The following is a 24,030-nucleotide window of genomic DNA, read 5'->3' as shown; positions in this document are numbered from 1 at the left end:
AGGAGCGGACCATGAACGTTGCGACCCCGGCAGGCGGCGACAGCGTGGCGGCCCGCGGCTGGCCGGGCGTCCTCGATGCCCTGCTGAGCGGCCAGGACCTGCGCGCCGACGAGACCGCCTGGGCCATGGACCGGATCATGCGCGGGGAGGCCACGGACGCCCAGATCGCCGGCTTCGTGGTGGCGCTGCGGGCCAAGGGCGAGACGGTCGCGGAGATCAACGGCCTCGTACGGTCCATGTACGGGCACGCCAACCTGATCGAGGTGCCGGGCCGGACGGTGGACATCGTCGGCACGGGCGGCGACGGGGCCAAAACGGTGAACATCTCCACGATGTCCTCGATCGTCGTGGCCGGTACGGGCGCGAAGGTGGTCAAGCACGGCAACCGGGCCGCGTCCTCCGCGAGCGGTTCCTCGGACGTGCTGGAGAAGCTCGGGGTCAACCTGGACCTCACCCCGGCGCGGGTGGTCGAGGTCGCGGAGGAGGCCGGCATCACCTTCTGCTTCGCGGTGAAGTTCCACCCGGCGCTGCGGCACGTGGCGGCGGCCCGCAAGGAGCTGGGCATCCGGACCACGTTCAACTTCCTCGGCCCGCTGACCAACCCGGCGCGGGTACGGGCGCAGGCCACGGGCGTGGCGGACGCGCGGGTGGCGCCCATCGTGGCGGGCGTGCTGGCGGAGCGGGGCTCCTCGGCGCTGGTGTTCCGCGGGGACGACGGCCTGGACGAGCTGACGACGACCGCGACCTCCCGGGTGTGGTGGGTCCGCGACGGCCGGGTGGACGAGCAGTCGTTCGACCCGCGCGACGTCGGGATCCCGCTGGTCGACGTCTCGGCGCTGCGGGGCGCGGACGCCTCGTACAACGCGGACGTGGCGCGCCGGCTGCTGGCCGGCGAGACGGGCCCGGTGCGCGAAGCGGTCCTGCTGAACGCGGCGGCGGCCCTGGTGGCCCTGGACCCGGGCACGGGTTCCCTGGAGGACCAGATCCGCACCGCGATCGCCCGTGCCGCCGAGTCCATCGACTCGGGCGCGGCCCGCGCGGCCCTGGACCGCTGGGTGGCGGCGAGCAACGCGTAGCGCGTGAGCGTCTTGAACGGCGCCTGATCGTTTCCGGCCAAGACCCCGGTCCAGCATGCGGACCGGGGTCTTGTGCGCGGGGGATCTTGTGGCAGGATGCTGACCAGGTCACGAGTGACAGCGTTTAGGCCCCGGCTTGCTGTCCGGCAACCCTCCTTCCGTGGCGGGGTGCCCCGGGTGATGACCAGGTCGTAGGCAGAAAGGCCTGCGGCAAGCGCGGATCCCTCGACACCAGGGGTCCTGGTCTCTCGAGGAGCTTTTCCGTGAGCAAGCGAATGCGATAGGGCGACTCCGCCCCTTCTTCACCCTCCGTGCGGTCCCGAGCGGTCCGCGCGTCGAGGCAACTCCCGTACCCCCGGCACATGTGCCGATGCGCCGTCGCGCACCCGCGCTTCCGTGCACCCGGGTACGGGCTTTCCGAAGCCATTCAGCCTGTCCTGCCGGGAGATACCGCCATGTCCACGTACCCGAACGCCGCCGCCACCGACGTCGTGACCGCCACCGACGCCGTCGACCCCGCCTGTGCCCAGCCCCTGCCGGTCCTCGGCCGGGACGTCACCGTCCCGCTCGTCACCGGCGGCGAGGTCACGTACGCGGCCCTCGACTACGCGGCCAGCGCCCCCGCGCTCCAGCGGGTCTGGGACGACGTCGCCGCCTACGCCCCGTACTACGGCAGCGTGCACCGCGGCGCGGGCTACCTCTCCCAGCTGTCCACGGACCTCTTCGAGCAGAGCCGGGTGACGGTCGCCGAGTTCCTCGACTGCCGTCCGTCCGATCAGGTGATCTTCACCCGGTCCACCACCGACTCGCTGAACCTGCTCGCCGCCGTGCTGCCGGCCGACTGCCAGGTGTTCGTCTTCGAGACCGAGCACCACGCCTCGCTGCTGCCGTGGGGGGACGCGCAGGTCACGTACCTCAACGCGCCGCGGACCCCGGCCCAGGCCGTGGAGACCCTGGAGCGGGCGCTGGCCGAGCGCGAGCCCTACGGTCCGGCGCTGGTCTGCGTCACCGGGGCGTCCAACGTCACCGGCGAGCTGTGGCCGGTGAAGGAGCTCGCCGCCGCGGCGCACGCCCACGGCGCGCGGATCGTCCTGGACGCCGCCCAGCTGGCCCCGCACCACCCCGTTTCCGTGCAGGAGCTGGACGTGGACTGGGTGGCCTTCTCCGGGCACAAGCTGTACGCGCCGTTCGGCTCGGGTGTGCTGGCGGGCCGCGCGGACTGGCTGCAGCAGGCGGAGCCGTACCTGGCCGGCGGCGGCGCCTCCCGCAAGGTCGCTCGCCGCGCGGACGGCGGGGTCGACGTCGAGTGGCACACGACGGCGGCCCGCCACGAGGCCGGCTCCCCGAACGTGATCGGCGTGTACTCGATCGCCTCGGCCTGCAAGGCCCTGACCGAGGCGGGCTTCGACGGCCTCGTCGCCCGCGAGCGGCACCTGATCGCCAAGGTCCGGGGCGGCCTGGCGGAGGTCCCGGCCGTCCGCATCCTGTCCCTCTTCGGCGACGACGCCCCCCGGGTCGGCGTCATCTCCTTCGTGGTGGACGGCTGGAACAGCTCGCACTTCGCGGCGGCGCTGTCGGCGGAGTACGGGATCGGCGTCCGCGACGGCCTGTTCTGCGCCCACCCGCTGGTCCGCACCCTGCTGGGCAGCGAGCCGCAGGCCCAGGGCGAATGCGGAGCCCCCGAGGCGGCCCCGGGCGAGCGCTCCCTGAACGCGATCCGCGTCAGCTTCGGCGCCGGCACCCCGGACGAGCACGTCGACCGCTTCGTCGGCGCCGTGAAGGAACTGGTCACCTCCGGAGCCAAGTGGCAGTACCGCACCGAGGAAGGCCGCTGCGTCCCGGCCGTGTGACACGCCGGCGATCATGACCTACCGGGACCCGATACCGGCCGTCAACGCGGGCGGACGAGCGCGCGGCCGCCGGGGGAGCCCGCGCCGCCTGCCCGGGCTGTGAGGGCTCGCTACGCGTCGAGGCCGATGGCGAAGGCCGCTTCCAGGTCGTGCTGGGAGTACGTGCGGAAGGCCACGTGGGTGTCCGTCGCCTCGACGCCCGGGATCTTGCTGATGCGGCCCGGGATGATGTCCGCCAGGTTCTCGTGGCGGGCCACGCGGACCAGGGCGATCAGGTCGTACGTCCCCGTGACGGAGTAGACCTCGCTGACGCTGTCCAGCGCGGCGATCGACTCGGCGATCTCGGGGATCCGGTCCACGCTGGTCTTGATGAGCACGATCGCGGTGATCACGGTTGGCTGTCTCCCTCGGTCGCCGTCGCTGGTCGCCTCACTCTAGTCGTACGCCGATAGCGCACCCACGCGTAGACGAAGCCCAGTGAGAAGCCCACCACGTGGGCGAGGTACGCCACCCCCGGGCCGCTGCCCGCGCGGTGCGCCGCCACCCACTGGAGGGCGAACCAGAACAGCAGGACCATCCACGCCGGGAAGCGCAGCGGGAGGAAGAGGAGGAAGGGGAACAGGCTGGTCACCCGCGCCCGCGGGAACAGGCACAGGAAGGCTCCGAGCACCGCCGAGATCGCGCCCGACGCACCCACCAGCGTCTGCGCCGAGGAGGCGTTGGCCGCCGCGTACGCCGCCAGCGCCAGGTAGCCCGTACAGATGTAGAACGACAGGAACTCCGGCCGCCCCATCCGCTCCTGCGTCATCACGCCGAAGACGTACAGGAACAGCATGTTGCCGAGCAGGTGCAGCCAGCTGCCGTGCACGAACAGGGCGGTCAGCGGCGTCAGCAGGGCCCGCGCCGAGCCGGTGAAGAGCTCGTCCGGGACCACGCCCCAGCGCCGGAAGTACGCGGTCCCCGTCTCCACCAACCGCTCGCCCGTCCCGTACGAGGGATCCAGCCCCGAGGCCGGGCCGAGCAGGAACACCACGCAGCAGCCCGCGATCAGCGCGTGGACGACCACCGGGCCCCGGGCGGCCTCCCGGAGGGCCTGCCACTTTACGATCATGCGATCGAGCATGACCCAAGGGGACCCGCCCCGAGCACCGGCAGGCCGTAGGGTTACGTGCTGCGGTCCGGCGATTGACGCGGACGGCGGCTTTAATTGAATCAGCTACGAAGGAGAGAGCGGCCTGATGACGGTTCCCCTGCCGACCGACACCACCCGGTGGCGCTGCACGCTGTGCGGCAACCTCACGCGTTTCGACGTCACTCGTTCGTCGAAGGTCGTGGAGTACGTCCACCTGGATCTTGCCGGGGAGCCCAAGGTCGAGGAGCGAGAGGTGGTCAATGAGACCATCGAGTCGGTCCGCTGCCGGTGGTGCAACGCGGTGGACCAGATCGAGCTCGTGGACAGGCCGGGCGCGGACTCCTGACGGAGCCGCCCACAGGTGAATGACGGTAGGGGTGACGGATTGTGGAGCCAGCAAGCGGCGCTGAGCCGGCCGACGCGGCCGGCGACGCCGCCGAGGTGCTCGACCGCCCGCTGCCGGAAGGCGTGCGGCGCCGGGTCGTCGCGCTCGTCTCGGACGCCTTCGGCGGACTGACGGTCGCGGACCTCCCGGCGCAGCTGCGCCAGTACGCCCGGTTCACCCCGACCCGGCGCGCCAAGTTCGCGGGCAACGCCATGGCCGCGGCGGTGGAGACGGACGCCGTCTTCCGGGGCCGCGTCGCCGAGAAGCTGCGCGAGGCCCAGGCCGAGCTGGCCGGTGCCCTGGAGTCCGGCGCCCCGCCCGCCGCCGCGGACCCGCTGGACGTGGCGGCCGCCGCGTACGTACTGCGCCCGGTCGGCTGGGTGAAGCTGGTGGCCGCCGCCGGCGAGGAGGCGCAGCGCGCCGACGCCGAGCGGGTCGGCGAGGAGACCCGGCGCGAACTGGACCGGCTGCGCGAGGAACTGGCCCAGGCACGGGACGCGCAGCGCCTCGGCGGCGAGCAGGTGCGGGCCGAGCTGGACGCGGCGCGCAAGGAAGCGGAATCGCTTCAGCGCAAGCTGCGCAGCGCCCAGAGCGATGTGAAGCGCGGCGAGGCGGCCCTGCGCAAGGTCACCGCCGAGATCGACGGGATCCGGGGCGAGGCGGCCGCGCAGGTGGCGGCCGCCGAGAGCGAGACCCGGCGCCTCAAGTCCCGCCTCGCGGAGGTGGAGACGGCGCTGGAAACCTCCCGCCGGGCCACCCGCGAGGGCCGCAGCGTCGAGGACATGCGGCTGCGGCTGCTGCTGGACACGGTGCTGGACGCCGCCCAGGGGCTGCGCCGCGAGCTGGCGCTGCCGCCGGTGTCGACGCGGCCGGCCGACACCGTGGACGCGGTGGAGCCGGGCCGGATGACCCCGAAGGACATCGCGGCACGCGCCCTGTCGGAGACGGATCCGGCGCTGCTGGACCAGTTGTTGGCGCTGCCCCAGGCCCATCTGGTGGTCGACGGCTACAACGTGACGAAGACCGGCTATCCGACGATGCCGCTGGAGAAGCAGCGCCTGCGGCTGCTGGGCGGGCTGTCGATGCTGGCCGCGCAGACGGGCGCGGAGATGACCTGTGTCTTCGACGGGGCGGAGCTGGCGGCCCCGGTGTTGCTCGCGCCGCCGCGCGGGGTACGGGTGCTGTTCTCCAAGCCCGGTGTGACGGCGGACGAGCTGATCCGCCAGCTGGTGCGCGCGGAACCGCCCGGGCGGCCGGTGGTCGTGGTCTCCACCGACCGCGAGGTGGCCGACGGCGTGGCGAAGGCCGGCGCCCGGCCCGTGACGTCCGCTTTGTTGCTGAAGCGGCTTTCGCGCGTTTCGTAACTCGTAGCTGGAATGCCCGATTTCGCAGGGCCGGCAGGGAACGTACCGTCAAGTGCCCTGCACAGAGCGTGGGCTGTAGGTAAAGAACCTGGTCGGCAGCCAAGTTTTTTGCCGACAGGATTTGAACTGATCACAGCGAGGTCACTAGGGTCGGCTCAAACCTTCGTGCGGTAGTTCACTCATTCGGGGTGACGGCGAAGGTGCGCTGCCGAGCCCTGCGACTGTAATCGGCGGCTCCAGGCATAAGGAGCTCGCGTTCGTGGCGTCCCACCGTCGACCCAAGCCGCCGACCCGCACCCGTGTGAGCGTGCTCACCGCCCTCGCGACCGCGGCCGTCGCCCTCTCCTCCCAGTCGGCCATGGCCGCCCCGGCCAAGCCGGGCAAGGACGAGGTCAAGAGCAAGGTCGACGCCCTCTACGAGGAGTCCGAGCAGGCCACCGAGAAGTTCAACGGGGCCAAGGAGCGCCAGGAGAAGCTGGAGAAGGAGATCTCGCAGCTCCAGGACCAGGTCGCGCGCGGCCAGGACGAGCTCAACGGCCTGCGCAACACGCTCGGTTCGATGGCGACCGCCCAGTACCGCGGCGGCGGCCTCGACCCGTCCATGCTGCTCCTGCTGTCCTCCGACCCGGATGCCTTCCTCGACAAGGCCTCCACGCTCCAGCAGGTGAGCGGCAAGCAGGTCGAGGCGATAACGAAGATCCAGGCCAAACAGCGCAGCCTCGCGCAGCAGCGTCAGGAAGCCACCGGCAAGCTCGCCGACCTCGAAGCCGTCCGCAAGGAACTCGCCGAGAAGAAGGCGGCCGCCCAGAGCAAGCTCGCCGACGCCCAGGCCCTCCTCAACACGCTGACCGCCGAGGAGCGGGGCCAGTTGAAGAGTGACGCGGCCAAGGACGGCCAGGCCGCCGCGGACGCCGCCGGCGGCAAGGGTGCGGTGAAGGGCTCGGGCCGGGCCGGGGCGGCCCTCGCCGCCGCGATCACCCAGAAGGGCGACCGCTACCACATGGGCGACACCGGCCCCGACTCGTGGGACTGCTCGGGCCTGACCCAGTGGGCCTACGCCCAGGCCGGCGTCAAGATCAGCCGCGTCACCACCACGCAGGCCAACGACGGCACGCGCATCTACAACCAGAGCGAACTCCAGCCCGGAGACCTGGTCCTCTTCTACGACGACCTGCACCACGTCGGCCTCTACGCGGGCAACGGCCAGGTCTTCCACGCCTCCAACCCGACCGGTGGCGTCCGTTACGAGGCAATGAAGAACATGCCGTTCCAGTTCGGCGTCCGCGTCGGCTGACCCGCCCCGGGGACCGCGCGCCCGCCACGGGACGCGCCGCACACCGCCCATCCGGGCGAATTCCGCGGCCCCGCTGTGACCACACGCCCCGCCGGTGACCTGCGTCTCCGGCGGGGCGTCGTCATGCGCGCCCTCCGGAGGTCGTTGGCCGGTGCGTGGCGGCGCGGTTACTGTCTGCCAGCGCGGAACCCGGAACACGGCCGTCCACGGGGGCGGACCCGGTCCCACGCAGCGGAAGGGAGCGGTTCCAGTGGCGTCCCATCGTCGGCCCGGGCTCGGCAGCCTCGACAGGAACACCAAGGTCACCGTCCTGACCGTCGCCGCGGCCGCTGCCGCGGCAGCCATGACGGGCGCGACGGCGAGCGCGGCCCCCGCCCTGCCGCAGGAGCCCGCGCCCGGCGTCCGCGCCCAGGTAGACCGGCTCTTCGAGGAGGCCGAACAGGCCACCGAGCTCTACAACCGGGCGGGCGAGCGGGCCGGCCGGCTCCGCGCCGAGATCGACCGGGCCCAGGACGCACTGGCCCGCGGCCAGGACCGCATCAACACCATGCGCGGCCTCCTCGGCACCTTCGCCGGAGCCCAGTACCGCTCCGGCGGCATCGACCCCGCCGTCGAGCTGATGCTCTCCGAGGACCCGGACGAATACCTCGACAAGGCCTCCCAGCTGAACCGGCTGACGGACCGGCAGGCCCGCCGGCTCGACGAACTGCGCAAGGAGCAGCGCCGGCTGGGCCAGCAGCGCCACGAGGCCTCGCAGAAGCTCGCCGAACTCGACACCGTACGGGCCGACGTGGCCCGCCAGAAGCGCGCCGTCACCGCCAAGCTGGCCGCCGCCCGCCGGCTCCTCAACGCCATGCCCAGCCAGGAGCGGGCCGACTTCGAGCGGGCCTCGCGCTCCGGCGAGCGCCCCGGAGGCCTGCCCGAGCTGAACTCGCTCGGCCCCTCCTCGGGCCGCGCCGCGACCGCCGTGATGGCCGCCCGGGCCGCCGTCGGGCGCCCGTACATCTGGGGCTCGACCGGGCCCTCCGGGTTCGACTGCTCCGGGCTGATGGTGTGGTCGTACCGGCAGGCGGGCGTCTCCCTGCCGCGCACCTCGCAGGCCCAGCGGTACGCGGGCCGCCGGGTCCCGCTCTCGCAGGCGCAGCCGGGCGACCTGGTCACGTACCGCTCGGACGCCAGCCACGTCGGCATGTACGTCGGCAACGGCCAGGTGGTGCACGCCCCGTACCCGGGCGCGCGGGTGCGCTACGACCCGGTCGGGATGATGCCGGTGTCCTCCGTGACCCGTCCCTGAGCCGTCCCCGACCCGCCGCCGGTGCGGGGCGTGCGTACGATCGTCGGATGTCCCCGGTCCACCGCCTCCTCGTACGCGTACTGCCGCTCCTGCTGGGCGCGCTGCTCGCGGGATGCGGGGCGCCCGCGGCGCGGGACGCCGCCGAGGGGGACGTCCGGGAGGCCGTCGCCGCCTGGTCGCGGACGCCGCCCGCACGGCTCGCCGGGATCCCGCTGGAGGGATGGGCGTACGAGGTCTCCGCGGTCCGCCGCGACGGCGAGCGGGCCACCGCCCGCGCCGAACTGAGCTACCGGCTCACCGGCTACGACACGGCCCCGGCCGGCTCGGCGCGCGAAGTGCTGCTGAGCCGGGACGGCGCGGACGGCGGCCGGTGGCGGGTCACCGGGGACCGGGCCGCGCCGGGCGCGCCGCCGCAGTTGTGGGACCAGGGCCCGGTGGAGGCGGTCGAGGGCGCCCACGCGCTGGTGCTCGGCGTCGGGCAGTCCCCGCAGACCCTCTCCGCGGTCGCGGCGGAGGCCGAGCGGGCGGTGCCCGCGGCGGGCGCCGCCTGGCCGGGGGCGTGGGCGGGCCGGGTGGTGGTGCTGGTGCCGGGCTCCCTGGAGCGGATGGCGGAGCTGCTGGGCCGGCCGGCCGCCGAGTACCGGGGCATGGGGGCGGTCACGACGGGCCGGGTGGGCGCCGCGAAGGCCCCCGCCGACCGGGTCGTCGTCAACCCGGAGGGCTGGGCGGAGCTCAGCGCGGCGGGCCGGGGCGTCGTCCTGACCCACGAGGTCACGCACGTGGCCACCCGGGCCGCGACCACCGCCCGGACCCCGCTGTGGCTCTCGGAGGGCTTCGCGGACTGGGCGGCGTACCGCGGCGGGACCACCACCGCGCGGCAGGCCGCGCCGGCGCTGGGCCGGGCGGTGCGCCGCGGGGAGCTGCCGGCCGCGCTCCCCGACGACGGGGCGTTCGCCTTCGGCGGCGACCCGGAGGCGCTGGCCCGCGCGTACGAGGGCGCGTGGCTGGCCTGCCGGCTGATCGCGGCCAAGTGGGGCGACGCCACGCTGGTCCGCCTCTACGAGCGGGCGGGCCGCGAGCCCCTGGCGACGGCCCTGGAGGAGACGATCGGCGGCGATCTGCCCGGCCTGACGCTGGCCTGGCAGGCCGGGCTCCGCGAGGAGCTGGGCGGGGAGTAGCCGCGCCCGCACCCGGGGGCGGGGGCGCGCGCGGGGGCGTCCGGTACTGTCGGCAGGCGATGCACAAGACGCTGATCGTGACCAACGACTTCCCGCCGCGACCGGGCGGCATCCAGGCCTTCCTGCACAACATGGCACTGCGGCTGGATCCCGACCGGATCGTCGTCTACGCCTCCACCTGGAAGCACGGCGCGGAGGGCCGCGAGGCCACCGCCGCCTTCGACGCCGAGCAGCCGTTCCAGGTCGTGCGCGACCGTACGACGATGCTGCTGCCGACCCCGCGGGTGACCCGGCGGGCGGTCGGGCTGCTGCGCGAGCACGGCTGCGAGTCGGTGTGGTTCGGGGCGGCCGCCCCGCTGGGGCTGATGGGCCCGGCGCTGCGCCGGGCCGGGGCCAGGCGGATCGTGGCCACCACCCACGGGCACGAGGCGGGCTGGGCGCAGCTGCCGGCGGCGCGGCAGCTGCTGCGCCGGATCGGCGAGGGCACGGACACGCTGACGTACCTGGGCGAGTACACGCGCTCGCGGATCGCCTCGGCGCTGACGGACAGGGCGGCGGCGCGGATGGTGCAACTCCCGCCGGGGGTGGACGAGAAGACCTTCCACCCCGGGTCGGGCGGCGCGGAGATCCGGGCCCGGCTGGGCCTGTCGGACCGGCCGGTGGTGGTCTGCGTCTCGCGGCTGGTCCCGCGCAAGGGGCAGGACACGCTGATCGAGGCGATGCCGCGGATCCTGGCCGCGGTGCCGGACGCCGTACTGCTGGTGGTCGGCGGGGGCCCGTACGAGGCGGACCTGCGGGCGCTGGCCGTCTCCGCCGGGGTCGCGGACTCGGTGGTCTTCACGGGCGCCGTCCCGTGGTCCGAACTGCCCGCGCACTACGGCGCCGGGGACGTCTTCGCGATGCCGTGCCGGACCCGGCGGGGCGGGCTGGACGTGGAGGGCCTCGGCATCGTCTACCTGGAGGCCTCGGCGACCGGCCTGCCGGTGGTCGCGGGCGACTCGGGCGGGGCGCCGGACGCGGTGCTGGAGGGCGAGACCGGCTGGGTGGTCCGGGGCGGAGTCCCCGAGGACGCTGCGGACCGCGTGATCGCCCTGCTCCGGGACCCGGAGCTGCGCCGCCGCATGGGGGAGCGGGGCCGCGCCTGGGTCGAGGAGAAGTGGCGCTGGGACCTGCTGGCCGACCGCCTGCGCGAGCTGCTCTGACCGACAGGGGCGGACGGGCCCGCCGCCGACCGCCCCCGCCGCGCCATTACGCCGACCCGGGCGGGTCGGCGGCGCGGCCGTGCACGCGCCGCCCGACACGGAAGGCATGTCTGCGGACGTGCCCGACCGCGGCGCGCCGGCGAGGAGTGGTGAGGACGATGGACGACGTGCTGCGCGGCACCGTGGCCCTGGTGACCGGTGCTTCGAGCGGGATCGGCCGGGCTGCCGCCCTGACGCTCGCCGGAAAGGGCGCCACCGTCGCGCTCACCGCACGGCGCGCGGAGCGGCTCACGGAACTGGCGGCCCAGATCGAGGCCGGCGGCGGCACCGCGCTCGTCCTGCCCGCCGACATCGCGGAGGAGGCCGAGGCCGCGCGCGTGGTGGAGCGTACGGTCAAGGAGCTCGGGCGCCTCGACACCCTGGTCAACAATGCGGGTCTGATGCTCCTCGGGTACGCCTCCGAGTCGCCCGTCGCCGACTGGAAGCGGACGGTGGACGTCAATCTGACCGCCCTGATGCACACCACCCACGCGGCCCTTCCGCACCTCGTCAGCGCCGCCGGGGACGGCCGCCGGCAGGTGGCCGACATCGTCAACGTGTCCTCCCTGGCGGGCCGCCGGGCCGTGGCCACGGCCACGGCGTACTGCGCCACCAAATTCGGAGTGACCGCCTTCAGCGAAGCCCTGCGCCAGGAGCTGGCGCCGCAGCACGTGCGGGTCTGCGTCGTCGAGCCCGGCGCCGTGGACACCGAGCTGCGCGGGCACAACTCCCCGGAGATGCAGCAGGCGCTGGAGCAGATGTTCGGGGGGATCGAGCGGCTGGAGGCGCAGGACATCGCGGACGCGATCGTTTACGGCGTCACGCGGCCGTCGCGGGTCGCGGTGGCGGAGATGGTGGTCCTGCCGACCGAACAGGTGTGAGGCGGGGCGCGTGATCCTCCGCCACGTCTGACTGTTCCTCAGATGTCTGTCAACACCGCCTCTGGGTGGACGGCCCGATTCCGCCCATGATGCGGCCATGACACCTCAGCTGACGCGCCGTCACTTCCTGGGTATCGGCGCCCTCCAGACCGCCGCAGCCCTCGGCTTCACCCGCATAGGGCTCCCATCGGCCGCCGCGGCCGAGCCCCCCGCCGTCCAGTACGCCCCCGCCATCGTCGTGGGCTCCGGCTACGGCTCGGCCGTCGCCGCCCTCCGGCTCGGGCAGGCCGGCGTACGGACCGTCGTCCTGGAGATGGGCCGGCTCTGGAACACCCCCGGCCCGGACGGCAAGGTCTTCCCCTCCACCTCCGCGCCCGACCAGCGCTCCATGTGGTTCCGCACCCGCACCGAGGCCCCGCTCGCCCAGTTCCTGTGGCTGGACGTCGTCAACCGCGACATCAGCCCCTACCCCGGCGTCCTCGACCGCGTGAACCACGGCGACATGTCCGTCTACGTCGGCCGCGGCGTCGGCGGCGGCTCCCTCGTCAACGGCGGCATGGCCCCGACGCCCCGGCGCTCCTACTTCTCCGAGGTGCTGCCCCAGGTCGACGCCGACGAGATGTACGGCACGTACTACCCGCGCGCCCGCGCGATGCTCGGCGTCAACGACATCGACCCGGGCTGGTTCGAGTCCACGGAGTGGTACAGGTTCGCCCGGATCTCCCGCAAGCACGCCCAGAACACCGGCCTGAAGACCACCTTCGTGCCCAACGTGTACGACTTCTCGTACATGCAGCGCGAGGCCGCCGGCACCGCCACCCGCTCGGCGCTGGCCGGCGAGGTCATCTACGGCAACAACTTCGGCAAGAAGAGCGTCGACAAGACCTACCTCGCGGCCGCGATCGGCACCGGCAACGTCACCATCGAGACCATGCAGCGCGTCGTCGGCGTGCGCCAGGACCCGGACGGCGGCTACGTGCTCACCGTCCAGACCAGCGATCTGACGGGAAGGGTCACCCAGGTCAGGGAGCTCGGCTGCAAACAGCTCTTCCTCGGCGCCGGCAGCCTCGGCACCACCGAGATCCTGCTGCGCGCCCGCGAGCGGGGCACCCTGCCCGCGCTCAGCGAGAAGGTCGGGCTGGGCTGGGGCCACAACGGCAACATCATGACCGCCCGGGCCAACCACCTGTGGGACACGGTCGGCTGCAACCAGGCCACCATGCCCGCCCTGGGCATCGACGACTGGGACAACGCCGCCAACCCGGTGTTCGCCGAGATCGCCCCGCTGCCGATGGGCTTCGAGCACTGGATCTCGATGTACCTGGCCATCACCAAGAACCCCGAGCGCGGGCACTTCACGTACGACGCGGCCACCGACTCGGCGCGGCTCAACTGGCGCCGCGACCAGAACACCCCGTCGGTCCAGGCCGCCAAGAACCTCTTCGACCGGATCAACCGGGCCAATTTCACGATCTACCGGTACGACCTGTTCGGCGACAACAGGAACTTCGCCGACAACTTCACGTACCACCCGCTCGGCGGCTGCGTCCTCGGCGACGCGACCGACAACTACGGCCGCGCCAAGGGCTACCAGGGGCTGTACGTGGTCGACGGCTCCCTCGTCCCGGGCTCACTCGGGGTGAACCCGTTCGTCACCATCACCGCGCTCGCCGAGCGGAACATGGCGCGGATCCTCTCGCAGGACCCGCGCTAGACGGCGGCCGGGCGGCCGGCCTCAGCCCCGGTACAGGGCCTCGATCTCGTCCGCGAAGTCCTTCGCCACCACATTCCGCTTCAGCTTCAGCGAAGGCGTGATGTGACCCGACTCCTCCGTGAACTGGGAGGGCAGAATGCGGAATTTCCGCACCGATTCCGCCTTGGAAACCGCCGCGTTGCCGTCGTCCACGGCCTGCTGGACGGCGGCGATGAGGTCCGCGTCCTCGCGCAGCTCCGCCGCCGTGACCCCGGCCGGCTTGCCGTGCTCCGCGGCCCAGCGGCCCAGGAACTCCTCGTCGATGGTGACCAGTGCGGCCACGAACGGCCGCGCGTCGCCGACCACCATGCACTCCGCGACCAGCGCGTGCGCCCGGATCCGGTCCTCGATCACCGCGGGGGCCACGTTCTTGCCGCCCGCCGTGACGATGAGCTCCTTCTTGCGCCCGGTGATCGCGAGGTAGCCGTCCTCGTCGAGGGTGCCGACGTCGCCGGTGTGGAACCAGCCGTCGGTCAGCGCCTCGGCGGTCGCCGTCTCGTTCTTCCAGTACTCCTTGAAGATGTGCTCGCCGTGCAGCAGCACCTCGCCGTCGTCGGCGATGCGCACCACGGAGCCCGGCAGCGGCTGGCCGACCGTACCGATCTTCGTCCGGTCCCACGGGTTGAACGCGGTGGCCGCGCACGACTCCGTCAGGCCGTAGCCCTCCAGGACCGTGAAGCCGATGCCGCGGAAGAAGTGGCCGAGCCGCTCGCCCAGCGGGGCGCCGCCGGAGATCGCGTACTCGCCGCGCCCGCCGAGGACCGTGTGCAGCTTGCTGTAGACCAGCTTCGAGAAGACCTTGTGCTTCAGCTTCAGGCCGAAGGACGGGCCGCCCGGGGCGTCCAGCGCCCGGCTGTACGCGATGGCCGTCTCGGCCGCCGCGTCGAAGATCTTGCCCTTGCCGTCGGCCTGGGCCTTGGCGCGCGCCGAGTTGTAGACCTTCTCGAAGACGCGCGGTACGCCGAGGATCAGCGTGGGCCGGAAGGACTGCAGCTCGTCGGTGAGGTTCTTGATGTCCGGTACGCAGCCCAGGCGGATCGGCGCCAGTACGGCCGCCACCTCCACCAGGCGCCCGAAGACGTGCGCGGCGGGCAGGAAGAGCAGCACGGAGCACTCGCCGGTGCGGAACAGCGGGCTCAGGCGCTCCACCACGTTGCCGCACTCGGCGAAGAAGTTGCGGTGGGTCAGCACGCAGCCCTTGGGACGGCCGGTGGTGCCCGAGGTGTAGACGATGGTGGCCGGGTCGTCGGCGTTCGCGAGCGAACTGCGCTCGTCGACCTCGGCGTCGGTGACCTCGGCGCCTGCGGCGTTCAGCGCCGCGAGCGCGCCCTGCTCGATCTCCCAGACCTCGCGCAGTTCCGGCAGCCGGTCGCGCAGCGAGGCCACGGCCGCGCTGTGCGCCGGGCTCTCGACGATCACGGCGACGGCGCCGGAGTCGCCGAGGATCCACTGGATCTGCTCGGGCGAGCTGGTCTCGTACACGGGGACGGTGACGCCGCCCGCGCTCCAGATCGCGAAGTCGAGGAGCACCCACTCGTAGCGGGTGCGCGAGATCAGGGCGACGCGGTCGCCCGGCCGGATGCCGGCCGCGATCAGGCCCTTGGCGGCGGCGCGCACCTCGGCGAGGAATTCGGTCGCCGTCACGTCCTGCCAGCCGCCGTCGACCTTGCGGCCCATGACGGCGGTGTCGGGATGCTGCGCGGCATTGCGGCGGATGAGATCCGTCAGGTTCCCGTCCGACGGGACCTCGTACAGGGCCGGAAGGCTGAACTCGCGCAAGACTGCTGCTCCTCTGGGCGCCATCGCCACCATGTGGACCGACCGGACGTTACCCACCGGTAGTGGGTTCCGGATAGAGGGAACCGGCCAGATGTTCCGTGCGTCACATGACGCGGCCGTGCCATGCCGACAGTAGTCGACCCCGTTGACGACTCGGAAGTAACCGCAGGTAGGCAGCCTGTGAAGGTTCCTCTACCCGCCGCACCCAAGCCCCCCTAGGGTGGGGCGCATGGGTGGCAGGAAGAGCAGTACGAGAGTCCACGTCGTCAGCGACGTCCACGGCAACGCCGAAGCGCTCGCCCGGGCCGGAGACGGCGCCGACGCGCTGATCTGCCTCGGTGACCTCGTGCTCTTCCTCGACTACGCCGACCACTCGCGCGGCATCTTCCCCGACCTGTTCGGCATCGAGAACGCCGACCGGATCGTCGAGCTGCGCACCGAGCGCCGTTTCGAGGAGGCGCGCGACCTCGGACGCCGGCTGTGGGCCGGGCTGGACCGGGAACAGCTGATCGAGGGCGCGGTGCGCCGCCAGTACGCCGAGATGTTCGCCGCGTTCCCGCAGCCCACGTACGCCACCTACGGCAATGTCGACATCCCGGGTCTGTGGGCCGAGTACGCCGGACCCGGCACCACCGTCCTCGACGGACAGCGGGTGGAGATCGGCGGCCGCGTCTTCGGCTTCGTCGGCGGCGGACTGCCCTCCCCGATGCGCACCCCGTACGAGGTGGACGAGGAGGAGTACGCCGCCAAGGTCGAGGCGCTCGGCGAAGTCGACGTGCTGTGCTCGCACATCCCGCCGGAGGTGCCGGAGCTCTGCTACGACACGGTCGCGCGCCGGTTCGAGCGGGGCAGCGAGGCCCTGCTCGCGGCGATCCGGCGGACCAGGCCGCGGTACGCCCTGTTCGGGCACGTGCACCAGCCGCTGGCGCGGCGGATGCGGATCGGCGCCACGGAGTGCGTGAACGTCGGGCACTTCGCCGCCACCGGAAGGCCCTGGGCCATGGAGTGGTGACCTCCGCACGCACGGTAGCCTGCACGCGGCGGCCGCAGGCCGCACACTTCCTCGAAAACTCCCTGGAGGGGCGACCGCCATGGCCGAACACACCAGCTCGAGCATCACGATCGATGCGGCGCCGGCCGACGTGATGGCCGTGATCGCCGACTTCGCGCGCTACCCCGAGTGGACCGGCGAGGTGAAGGAGGCCGAGGTACTGGCCACCGACGCCGAGGGCCGCGCCGAGAAGGTCCGGCTGCTGCTCGACGCGGGCGCGATCAAGGACGACCACACCCTCGCCTACACCTGGAAGGGCGCGGACGAGGTCAGCTGGACCCTCGACAAGTCGCAGATGCTGCGCCAGCTCGACGGCTCCTACCGGCTCGCCCCGCTGGAAGGCGGCACGCGCACCGAGGTCACCTACCAGCTGACCGTCGACGTCAAGATCCCGATGCTCGGCATGATCAAGCGCAAGGCCGAGAAGGTCATCATCGACCGCGCCCTCGCGGGCCTGAAGAAGCGCGTCGAGTCGGCCTGATCCATGCGCATCCTGCTGATCACCGGTCCCGGCGGGGCCGGCCGGACCACCGTGGCCGCGGCCACCGCCGTCGCCGCCGCGCGGACCGGGCAGCGGGTGCTGCTGCTCTCGCAAGACCCCGGGGATCCCCTGGCCGCACTGGTCGGGGAACCGGCGGGCGAGCCCGTCGAAGCCGCGCCCGGGCTGGCCGCCGTACCGGCCGCCGGGGTGCTCGTGGCCCGCGTGGACTCCGGCGAGGAGTTCCGCGAGGAGCTCGTCGCCCTCCAGGAGCGCGGATCGGCCCTCCTCGGCATGGTCGGGGCCCGTCCGCTCGGGGCCGAGGAGCTCACCGAGCTGCCCGGCGCCGGGCAGTTCGCCCTGCTGCGCGCGCTGCGCCGGGCCGCCGCCGCCCCCGGCACCGACCTCGTCGTCGTCGACCTGCCCCCGCTCCACCAGGCCGTGGCCACCCTCGCCCTCCCCGCCCAGCTGCGCCGCTACCTGGCCCGGCTGCTCCCGGCCGAGCGGCAGGCGGCCCGCGCCCTGCGGCCCGTACTGGCCCAGCTGGCCGGCGTACCCATGCCCGCGCAGTGGCTGTACGAGGCCGCCGCGCGCTGGGACGAGGAGCTGGCCGCCGTCCAGGCCGTCGTGGAGGACGCCGCCACCTCGCTGCGGATCGTCGCCGAGCCGGGACCGGGCGCCGACGCCGCGCTGCGGACCGGGCTGCTCGGCCTCGCGCTCGAACAGCTCCCGGTCGGCTCGATCGTCGCCAACCGGATGCTGCCGCAGGGCTCGCCCGACCCCTGGCTGGCCGGGCTCGCCGCCCAGCAGGAGAAGTACGCCGCCCAGTGGGCGGGGGCCGGGTCGGCGGGGGCCGGGTCGGCCGGGGACGTGCCCGTGCTGCCGCTCGGCCACCTCGGGCGGGACCCCGCGGGGCCGGAGGACCTGATCTGCCTGGCCGGGGCGGAGGGGCTCGTTCCGGGGGCCTCCGAGGACCGGGCGCGCTCCCGCCGCGCGTGGGTGGTCGAGGACAGGCTCGCCGACGACGGGGTACTCGTCTGGGTGGTGCCGCTGCCCGGCGCCCACAAGCGGGACCTCGACCTGATCCGGCGCGGCGACGAGCTGCTGCTCGCGGCGGGCCCGTACCGCAGGATCGTTCCGCTGCCCTCGGCGCTGCGCCGCTGCACGGTGTCCGGCGCCGCCCTCGCCGACGGGGTGCTCCGGATCCGCTTCACGCCGGACCCGGACCTGTGGCCGCGCAGGCCCTGAACGGCGCGCAGGCCCTGAACCGGGTACCCCCGTTCGGGTACCGTCGAAGGTAGTACGTACCGCACGCCCAGCAGCTGCCGCAGGAGAGTCCGCCATGAGCGAGGCCACCGACCGTCCCACCGACGACGACGCCTGGGCCAAGGCCTGCGCCGAGGACCTCGCCGCGGAGCAGGAGCGCCGCAGGGCCCGCCAGGGCGGCGCGGGCGCCGGGAGCAGCACCGGGACCGCCTCCGAGGAGCTGTTCAAGCTGTTCGAGGCCGTCGCCGACAAGGTGTCCGGGCTGAACAACCCGCTGCTCGGCGCCGCCGCCCAGGGCGCCGTACGCCAGTTCGTCAACCAGGCGAAGGCCGCCGCCAAGCCCGTCGTCGAGCGCAACCCCGAGGTCTTCGACCACCTCGCGGCCGCCGGCTCCGAGCTGCTCGCCGCGTACCGCTCGGCCGTCGAGGGCCACGAGCGCCGCTGGACCCGCGACGAGCCCGCCCCCGGCACTCCCTCCGACCGCCCCTCCGGCGACCATTCGGACCCGCGCGACGAGGGCGGGAGCGGTCCGACGCAGCGGATCGATCTCGACTGAGACCCCGCTGCCCTCGGGTACCGTTGGCCGTGGCGGGGTTTGACCGGAAACCGAGGGACTAATGGGACTCACCATCGGCGTCGACATCGGCGGCACGAAGATCGCGGCCGGCGTGGTCGACGAAGAGGGCACCATCCTTGAGACGTACAAGGTGCCCACCCCGCCGACCGCGGACGGAGTGACGGACGCGATCTGCGCCGCAGTGTCCGAAGTCAGCAGCAACCACACCATCGAGGCCGTCGGCATCGGCGCCGCCGGATACGTGGACGACAAGCGCGCGACCGTGCTCTTCGCGCCGAACATCAACTGGCGCCACGAACCGCTCAAGGACAAGGTCGAGCAGCGCATCGGCCTTCCGGTCGTCGTCGAGAACGACGCGAACTGCGCCGCCTGGGGCGAGTACCGCTTCGGCGCCGGCCAGGGCCACGACGACGTCATCTGCATCACGCTCGGCACGGGCCTGGGCGGCGGCATCATCATCGGCAACAAGCTGCGCCGCGGACGCTTCGGCGTGGCCGCCGAGTTCGGGCACATCCGGGTGGTCCCGGACGGCCTGCTGTGCGGGTGCGGGAGCCAGGGCTGCTGGGAGCAGTACGCCTCCGGCCGCGCGCTCGTCCGGTACGCGAAGCAGCGCGCCAACGCCACCCCCGAGAACGCGGTGGCCCTGCTCGCGCTCGGCGACGGCACCCCCGACGGCATCGAGGGCAAGCACATCAGCGAGGCGGCGCGGGCCGGTGACCTGGTCGCCATCGACGCCTTCCGCGAGCTGGCCCGCTGGGCGGGCGCGGGCCTGGCCGACCTGGCCTCGCTCTTCGACCCGTCGGCGTTCATCGTCGGCGGCGGGGTCTCCGACGAGGGCGACCTCGTCCTCGACCCGATCCGCAAGTCCTTCAAGCGCTGGCTGGTCGGCGGCGCCTGGCGCCCGCACGCGCAGGTACTGGCCGCGCAGCTCGGCGGCAAGGCCGGGCTCGTGGGCGCGGCGGACCTGGCCCGCCAGGGCTGACACCGGCTGTTGTCCGAACTGCCCGCCGCGCCCTCTGTGGCGCGGCGGGCAGTCTGGCTATGTTGCCGTCCATGCTGCCGAACTCTGTGACGGAACCCGACGGTTCCGCGGTGATCCGAGCCCTCAGCTACAACATCCGCTCCATGCGGGACGACGAGGAGGCGCTGGCCCGGGTGATCCGCGCCTGCGCCCCCGACCTGGTCTTCATCCAGGAGGCCCCGCGGTTCTTCCGCTGGCGCAAGCACGCCGCGCGGCTGGCCGCGAAGACGGACCTGGTGGTGCTGAGCGGGGGCGCCACGGCCGCGGGCCCGCTGCTCATGTGCTCGCTACGGGCTTTCGTGGAGCGGACGGAGGACGTCCTGCTGCCCCGTACGCCCGGTCTGCACCGGCGGGGCTTCGCCACGGCGGTGGTCCGGTTCGGGGCCGCGCGGGTCGGGGTCGTCAGCGCGCACCTGTCCCTGGACCGGGCGGAGCGGACCGTGCAGGCGGGACTGCTCGCACAGCGGGCCGCGTCGCTGGAGGCGCCGCATGCGATCGTGGCGGCGGATGTGAACGAGACCCCTGGCGGGCCGGCCTACGGGCGCCTCACCGAGAGCCTGCGGGACTGCTGGGCGGTGTCCCCGTGGGGCGGTGAGCGCACCTTCCCGGCGGCGGCGCCGGACCGGCGGATCGACGCCGTCTTCGCCTCGCCGGGGGTGGAGGTGCTGGCCTGCGGAGTCCCCGAGGGCCTGCCCGGGGTCACCCCCCGGGACCTGCACGCCGCCACGGACCACCTCCCGGTCCTGGCCACCCTCCGCCTACCGGCTCCCCGCTAGCCTCCGGCGGATCACGGCGGATCACGGCGGATCACGGCGGGGCCCACCGGGGCCCCGCCCCCAGCCCGTCGGACGCAGTCCGACGCAGCGGCGCGTCGGGAAGGCAGCGGCGCGTCAAGAAGGGTCAGACCACGGCTCCGCGGCCCGGATCGTCATCGTCGTCATCGCCCTGCGACATCCGCGCGACGAGCGTCGCGAACCCGCCCAGGAACCCGCCGATCCCCAGCGTCGTGAGCCACCAGGTCATGTCCCACTGGAGCAGCACTGCCACCAGCAGCAGCACCGGCCCGCCCACCACCGCCAGCCACGCGAACTTCGCCGTCGTGTCCGCGGGCGGCAGCTCCGGCTCCGGGGGGACGAAGTGCCCCTCGTCCTTCTCGTCCGGCTCCGCCGGCGTGTGGTCGCGGGGTCCGCTCCCGGGCCCCGTACCGCCGACACCCACCCCCGGCGCGAACACCACCGAGCTCCCCAGCACCGTCGGCGCCGGCGGAGGCTCCGCCGGCGACTCCTTGGACGGCTCCGCGGACGACGCAGCCGGAGGCTCCGGCTCCACGTCCTCCTCCGGCAGCATCAGGTTCTCGATCGGCCGGAACGGCCTCGCCCCCGGCGGGTCCGGCGGCTCCTGGCCGTACCCGGCGACGATCGCCGCCCAGGCCGCCTCCTCGTCCAGCGGGGGGACACCCCCCGGGGACTCCTCGTGCTCAGCCACCGCTGGCCGCCCCCTCCCTGCCGACGCTCTCCGCGAGCCGCCCGACGAACGCATAACTGTCCGCGAAGATCTGCTCCGCGTCGTGGTCCAACGTCGCGACGTGGTAGCTCTGTTCCAGCAGGGTCTCGGTGACGTCCGTCGACGAGATCCGCGAGAGGATCCGCGCGGAGTCGGCCGGGTTCACGACGTGGTCCTGCACGCTGTGCAGCAGCAGTACCGGCTGCGTGACCTGCGGCAGCTCGGTGTCGACCAGCCTCAGGAACTGCCGCAGCGAGTTCGCGGCCCGGGTCGGGACCCGGGTGTAGCCGACCTCGTCGACCCCCGGCTTGGCGATGTCGCTCGCGATGCCCGGAGTGGACCGCAGGAAGTGCTGCGCGACCGGAAGCGCGAAGGCCATCGGGTCGTTGATCTTGTTGACCGGGTTGACCAGGACGATGCCGCGCACGGCGTCCCCGTGCCGGGCCGCCAGCCGCAGGGTCAGCGCCCCGCCCATCGACAGCCCGAAGACGAACACCTGCGTGCACCGCTCCAGCAGCTCCCGCAGCGCCCGGTCCACCTCGGCGTACCAGTCCTGCCAGCCGGTGAGCTGCATGTCCTGCCACCGCGTCCCGTGCCCGGGCAGCAGCGGCACGGAGACCGTCAGACCCCGCCCCGCCAGGTACTCCGCCCACGGGCGCATGGACTGAGTGGTACTGGTGAAGCCGTGGCAGAGGAGGACACCGACCTCTCCGCCCTCGTGGCGGAACGGCTCGGCTCCAGGGAGGACGGGCACCAGGGTCTCCTTCGACGGGTGGGGGGTGCGTAGCGCTGTGTGACTTCACCGTACGCGACGGGGGTGACACCGACCAGGGTCGTCGCCCCCTCCGCCCCGAGCCAGGGGATATGGTCTGTTCGACAGACACAGGAAGGCTTTCGAGTTGATCTACGGCGCAATGAAGTTCTCCATCGGGGGGTCCCTGAAGCTCGCCTTCAGGCCGTGGGTGGAGGGCCTCGAGAACATTCCCGCCGAGGGGCCGGCGATCCTCGCGAGCAACCACCTGTCCTTCTCGGACTCCTTCTTCCTGCCGGCCGTGCTGGACCGGAAGGTCACCTTCATCGCGAAGGCGGAGTACTTCACCTCCCCGGGCGTCAAGGGCAAGCTGACGGCCGCCTTCTTCAAGGGCGTCGGCCAGCTCCCCGTGGACCGCTCCGGTGCGCGCGGCGCGGGCGAGGCCGCGATCAAGAGCGGCATCGAGGTCATCGAGCGCGGGGAGCTCTTCGGTATCTACCCCGAGGGGACCCGTTCACCCGACGGCCGCCTCTACCGCGGCAAGCCCGGCGGACTGGCCCGCGTGGCCCTGGCCACCGGGGCACCCGTGATCCCCGTGGCGATGATCGACACGGAGAAGATCCAGCCGCCCGGCAAGGTCGTCCCCAAGCTGATGCGCCCCGGCATCCGGATCGGCAAGCCGCTGGACTTCAGCCGCTACCACGGCATGGACGGCGACCGCTTCATCCTGCGCTCGGTGACCGACGAGGTCATGTACGAGATCATGAAGCTCTCCGGCCAGGAGTACGTCGACATCTACGCGACGGCCGCCAAGCGGCAGATCGCCGACGCGGAGAAGGCCGAGAAGGCCGCCAGGGCCGCCGCCGAGAAGCACGCCGACAAGAACGACAAGGCCGCGGAGTAGAGCACGATCGGGGCGGCATCGCCCGCACGGGGTGGGGGAGATGGCGAAACGCGAGCGTGTCGTGCGCATGTCGGTCGAGCAGCCGCTGTGGCGGGCGCTGACCGCCTACCGGCTGATCACCGTGGTCTACGCGGGCCTGCTGTTCGCCTCGGCGTACCGGCATTTCGACCGGCCCTGGGTCGCGGCCGGCTACCTCGCCGTACTCGCCGCCTGGACCCTGGCGACCCACCGCCGGGTGGCGAACGCGGCCAGCTGCACCAAGCGCTTCCTCGGCGCCGACCTCACCGTCGCGCTCGTCGGCATCCTGCTCACCCCGCTCGCGGACACCCACGCGCGGATCGCCGGCGGCGGCCCCACCCTCCCCTCCATCTGGACGGCGGGCTCCGTCCTCGCCTTCGCCATCAAGGGCGGCTGGCGCTGGGCGGGCTTCGCCTCGACCTTCGTCGCCGTGGCCAACATCGTCGTCCACGGCGGCGAGCCCACCCGCGACACCCTGCACAACGTGCTGCTGGTCTGGGTCGCCTCCATAGCCATCGGGTACGTCGTCGAGGTCGCCCGGGCCAGTGAGGCCACCCTGGCACGGGCCCTGGAGATCGAGGCCGCCACCCGCGAGCGCGAGCGGCTCGCCCGCGACATCCACGACGGGGTCCTCCAGGTCCTCGCCATGGTCCAGCGGCGCGGCACCGAGCTGGGCGGCGAGGCCGCCGAGCTCGGCCGGATGGCCGGGGAGCAGGAGGTGGCGCTGCGCACCCTGGTCTCCAGCGGGCTGATGCCCACCTCCCAGATCTCCCGGGACGAGTCGCTCGGCGCGCTGGTGGACACGTACGAGGTGGAGGAGCCCGGCGCCGACGAGGGCGAGCTGGACCTGCGGTGCCTGCTCGCGCCGCACGCCGGATCCCGGGTCAGCTTCGCCGAGCCGGGTACGCCGGTGCCGCTGCCGGTGCCCGCGGCGAAGGAGCTGGCCGCGGCCGTCGGGGCCGCCCTCGACAACGTGCGCAAGCACGCCGGGGACGGGGCCCGGGCGTGGATCCTGGTCGAGGACTGGGGCGACGAGGTGATCGTGACCGTCCGCGACGACGGCCCGGGCATCCCGGCGGGCCGGCTCGACCAGGCCGAGGGCGAGGGCCGGATGGGCGTGGCTCTGTCCATCCGCGGCCGGCTGCGGGACCTCGGCGGCAGCGCCGAGCTGGTGTCCGTCCCCGGACAGGGCACCGAAGTGGAACTGAAAGTACCGAGGGGGAGAACCCAGTGA

General features: G+C 73.2%; 23 protein-coding genes and 1 riboswitch. Of the genes, 18 read left to right on the top strand and 5 right to left on the bottom strand.

Going from position 1 to position 24,030, the window contains the following annotated elements; genetic code table 11:
* Window positions 1-11 precede the first annotated feature (11 nt).
* Together trpD and IF02_RS0111980 are read left to right on the top strand one after the other, a co-directional pair.
* Window positions 12-1,076: an anthranilate phosphoribosyltransferase gene (gene trpD / locus IF02_RS0111985; RefSeq protein WP_030156105.1), complete on the top strand. Its 1,065-nt coding sequence runs from the start codon at window positions 12-14 to the stop codon at window positions 1,074-1,076.
* Window positions 1,077-1,182: 106 nt separating this feature from the next.
* Window positions 1,183-1,299: riboswitch (SAM riboswitch) on the top strand.
* Between the two features lie 232 nt (window positions 1,300-1,531).
* Complete coding sequence (locus IF02_RS0111980) at window positions 1,532-2,926, top strand: aminotransferase class V-fold PLP-dependent enzyme (protein WP_030156103.1); 1,395 nt, start codon at window positions 1,532-1,534, stop codon at window positions 2,924-2,926.
* A 110-nt stretch (window positions 2,927-3,036) separates the two neighbouring features.
* Here IF02_RS0111980 and IF02_RS0111975 read toward each other — a convergent pair whose 3' ends face one another.
* Both IF02_RS0111975 and IF02_RS0111970 read right to left on the bottom strand, forming a co-directional pair.
* The gene (locus tag IF02_RS0111975) at window positions 3,037-3,318 is read right to left on the bottom strand and encodes an Lrp/AsnC family transcriptional regulator (RefSeq protein ID WP_008738815.1); all 282 of its coding nucleotides are present in this window, start codon (window positions 3,316-3,318) and stop codon (window positions 3,037-3,039) included.
* Window positions 3,315-4,037: a rhomboid family intramembrane serine protease gene (locus IF02_RS0111970; RefSeq protein ID WP_037836098.1), complete on the bottom strand. Its 723-nt coding sequence runs from the start codon at window positions 4,035-4,037 to the stop codon at window positions 3,315-3,317. Before IF02_RS0111970 ends, IF02_RS0111975 begins: the two co-directional genes overlap by 4 nt.
* 127 nt (window positions 4,038-4,164) lie before the next feature.
* Here IF02_RS0111970 and IF02_RS0111965 point away from each other — a divergent pair, with 127 nt between their 5' ends.
* The 8 genes from IF02_RS0111965 (at window position 4,165) to IF02_RS0111930 (ending at window position 13,409) form a co-directional block, all read left to right on the top strand.
* A complete protein-coding gene (locus tag IF02_RS0111965) occupies window positions 4,165-4,404 on the top strand; it encodes a hypothetical protein (RefSeq protein WP_008738811.1) in 240 nt (79 codons plus the stop codon).
* 38 nt (window positions 4,405-4,442) lie between these two features.
* Window positions 4,443-5,807 (top strand): NYN domain-containing protein, encoded by a 1,365-nt coding sequence (locus tag IF02_RS0111960; protein ID WP_030156099.1) that lies wholly within the window; start codon window positions 4,443-4,445, stop codon window positions 5,805-5,807.
* A 259-nt stretch (window positions 5,808-6,066) separates the two neighbouring features.
* A complete protein-coding gene (locus IF02_RS0111955) occupies window positions 6,067-7,101 on the top strand; it encodes an NlpC/P60 family protein (RefSeq protein ID WP_030156097.1) in 1,035 nt (344 codons plus the stop codon).
* A 250-nt stretch (window positions 7,102-7,351) separates the two neighbouring features.
* Entirely contained in the window at window positions 7,352-8,395 is a 1,044-nt protein-coding gene (locus IF02_RS0111950; protein WP_030156095.1) for an NlpC/P60 family protein, read from the top strand.
* 47 nt (window positions 8,396-8,442) lie between these two features.
* The gene (locus tag IF02_RS0111945) at window positions 8,443-9,573 is read left to right on the top strand and encodes a hypothetical protein (RefSeq protein ID WP_051696156.1); all 1,131 of its coding nucleotides are present in this window, start codon (window positions 8,443-8,445) and stop codon (window positions 9,571-9,573) included.
* A gap of 59 nt (window positions 9,574-9,632) precedes the next feature.
* Window positions 9,633-10,775: a glycosyltransferase family 4 protein gene (locus tag IF02_RS0111940; RefSeq protein ID WP_030156092.1), complete on the top strand. Its 1,143-nt coding sequence runs from the start codon at window positions 9,633-9,635 to the stop codon at window positions 10,773-10,775.
* A gap of 158 nt (window positions 10,776-10,933) precedes the next feature.
* Window positions 10,934-11,695: an SDR family NAD(P)-dependent oxidoreductase gene (locus IF02_RS0111935; RefSeq protein ID WP_030156090.1), complete on the top strand. Its 762-nt coding sequence runs from the start codon at window positions 10,934-10,936 to the stop codon at window positions 11,693-11,695.
* 97 nt (window positions 11,696-11,792) lie between these two features.
* On the top strand, window positions 11,793-13,409 hold the full coding sequence (locus IF02_RS0111930; protein WP_030156088.1) for a GMC oxidoreductase: 1,617 nt from the start codon (window positions 11,793-11,795) through the stop codon (window positions 13,407-13,409).
* A gap of 21 nt (window positions 13,410-13,430) precedes the next feature.
* Here IF02_RS0111930 and IF02_RS0111925 read toward each other — a convergent pair whose 3' ends face one another.
* Window positions 13,431-15,227 carry an AMP-dependent synthetase/ligase gene (locus tag IF02_RS0111925; RefSeq protein WP_030156086.1) on the bottom strand — a complete coding sequence of 599 codons (1,797 nt, stop codon included), beginning with the start codon at window positions 15,225-15,227 and terminating at the stop codon, window positions 13,431-13,433.
* A 229-nt stretch (window positions 15,228-15,456) separates the two neighbouring features.
* Between IF02_RS0111925 and IF02_RS0111920 the strand changes: the two genes are divergently transcribed.
* The 6 genes from IF02_RS0111920 (at window position 15,457) to IF02_RS0111895 (ending at window position 20,396) form a co-directional block, all read left to right on the top strand.
* A complete protein-coding gene (locus IF02_RS0111920) occupies window positions 15,457-16,239 on the top strand; it encodes a metallophosphoesterase family protein (RefSeq protein ID WP_030156084.1) in 783 nt (260 codons plus the stop codon).
* A gap of 79 nt (window positions 16,240-16,318) precedes the next feature.
* The gene (locus IF02_RS0111915; RefSeq protein ID WP_030156083.1) at window positions 16,319-16,759 is read left to right on the top strand and encodes an SRPBCC family protein; all 441 of its coding nucleotides are present in this window, start codon (window positions 16,319-16,321) and stop codon (window positions 16,757-16,759) included.
* A gap of 3 nt (window positions 16,760-16,762) precedes the next feature.
* A complete protein-coding gene (locus IF02_RS0111910; protein WP_030156081.1) occupies window positions 16,763-18,004 on the top strand; it encodes an ArsA family ATPase in 1,242 nt (413 codons plus the stop codon).
* Between the two features lie 94 nt (window positions 18,005-18,098).
* A complete protein-coding gene (locus tag IF02_RS0111905) occupies window positions 18,099-18,578 on the top strand; it encodes a DUF5304 domain-containing protein (protein ID WP_030156079.1) in 480 nt (159 codons plus the stop codon).
* A 61-nt stretch (window positions 18,579-18,639) separates the two neighbouring features.
* Window positions 18,640-19,581, top strand: coding sequence for an ROK family glucokinase (locus IF02_RS0111900; RefSeq protein WP_030156078.1), 942 nt, complete (start codon window positions 18,640-18,642; stop codon window positions 19,579-19,581).
* 59 nt (window positions 19,582-19,640) lie between these two features.
* Complete coding sequence (locus IF02_RS0111895) at window positions 19,641-20,396, top strand: endonuclease/exonuclease/phosphatase family protein (RefSeq protein ID WP_030156076.1); 756 nt, start codon at window positions 19,641-19,643, stop codon at window positions 20,394-20,396.
* Between the two features lie 124 nt (window positions 20,397-20,520).
* Here IF02_RS0111895 and IF02_RS0111890 read toward each other — a convergent pair whose 3' ends face one another.
* Window positions 20,521-21,105: a hypothetical protein gene (locus IF02_RS0111890; protein ID WP_030156074.1), complete on the bottom strand. Its 585-nt coding sequence runs from the start codon at window positions 21,103-21,105 to the stop codon at window positions 20,521-20,523.
* Window positions 21,098-21,877, bottom strand: coding sequence for an alpha/beta hydrolase (locus IF02_RS0111885; RefSeq protein WP_030156072.1), 780 nt, complete (start codon window positions 21,875-21,877; stop codon window positions 21,098-21,100). The genes IF02_RS0111890 and IF02_RS0111885 overlap by 8 nt, the downstream gene beginning before the upstream one ends.
* A 160-nt stretch (window positions 21,878-22,037) precedes the next feature.
* Here IF02_RS0111885 and IF02_RS0111880 point away from each other — a divergent pair, with 160 nt between their 5' ends.
* Window positions 22,038-22,778, top strand: a complete 741-nt coding sequence (locus IF02_RS0111880; RefSeq protein ID WP_030156070.1) for a lysophospholipid acyltransferase family protein — start codon at window positions 22,038-22,040, stop codon at window positions 22,776-22,778.
* Window positions 22,779-22,818: 40 nt separating this feature from the next.
* A complete protein-coding gene (gene macS / locus IF02_RS0111875) occupies window positions 22,819-24,030 on the top strand; it encodes a MacS family sensor histidine kinase (protein ID WP_030156068.1) in 1,212 nt (403 codons plus the stop codon).

This window comes from Streptomyces sp. NRRL S-244, from assembly GCF_000717915.1.
Lineage (GTDB): Bacteria > Actinomycetota > Actinomycetes > Streptomycetales > Streptomycetaceae > Streptomyces.
This window is presented reverse-complemented; position numbering and strand designations above follow the sequence as displayed.

Bases quoted from the DNA above. Each gene is read 5' to 3' on its own strand.
- trpD (WP_030156105.1), top strand. From the start codon at position 12: ATGAACGTTGCGACCCCGGCAGGCGGCGACAGCGTGGCGGCCCGCGGC.
- IF02_RS0111980 (WP_030156103.1), top strand. From the start codon at position 1,532: ATGTCCACGTACCCGAACGCCGCCGCCACCGACGTCGTGACCGCCACC.
- IF02_RS0111970 (WP_037836098.1), bottom strand. From the start codon at position 4,037: ATGATCGTAAAGTGGCAGGCCCTCCGGGAGGCCGCCCGGGGCCCGGTG.
- IF02_RS0111965 (WP_008738811.1), top strand. From the start codon at position 4,165: ATGACGGTTCCCCTGCCGACCGACACCACCCGGTGGCGCTGCACGCTG.
- IF02_RS0111945 (WP_051696156.1), top strand. From the start codon at position 8,443: ATGTCCCCGGTCCACCGCCTCCTCGTACGCGTACTGCCGCTCCTGCTG.
- IF02_RS0111940 (WP_030156092.1), top strand. From the start codon at position 9,633: ATGCACAAGACGCTGATCGTGACCAACGACTTCCCGCCGCGACCGGGC.
- IF02_RS0111935 (WP_030156090.1), top strand. From the start codon at position 10,934: ATGGACGACGTGCTGCGCGGCACCGTGGCCCTGGTGACCGGTGCTTCG.
- IF02_RS0111930 (WP_030156088.1), top strand. From the start codon at position 11,793: ATGACACCTCAGCTGACGCGCCGTCACTTCCTGGGTATCGGCGCCCTC.
- IF02_RS0111920 (WP_030156084.1), top strand. From the start codon at position 15,457: ATGGGTGGCAGGAAGAGCAGTACGAGAGTCCACGTCGTCAGCGACGTC.
- IF02_RS0111915 (WP_030156083.1), top strand. From the start codon at position 16,319: ATGGCCGAACACACCAGCTCGAGCATCACGATCGATGCGGCGCCGGCC.
- IF02_RS0111910 (WP_030156081.1), top strand. From the start codon at position 16,763: ATGCGCATCCTGCTGATCACCGGTCCCGGCGGGGCCGGCCGGACCACC.
- IF02_RS0111905 (WP_030156079.1), top strand. From the start codon at position 18,099: ATGAGCGAGGCCACCGACCGTCCCACCGACGACGACGCCTGGGCCAAG.
- IF02_RS0111900 (WP_030156078.1), top strand. From the start codon at position 18,640: ATGGGACTCACCATCGGCGTCGACATCGGCGGCACGAAGATCGCGGCC.
- IF02_RS0111895 (WP_030156076.1), top strand. From the start codon at position 19,641: ATGTTGCCGTCCATGCTGCCGAACTCTGTGACGGAACCCGACGGTTCC.
- IF02_RS0111880 (WP_030156070.1), top strand. From the start codon at position 22,038: ATGAAGTTCTCCATCGGGGGGTCCCTGAAGCTCGCCTTCAGGCCGTGG.
- macS (WP_030156068.1), top strand. From the start codon at position 22,819: ATGGCGAAACGCGAGCGTGTCGTGCGCATGTCGGTCGAGCAGCCGCTG.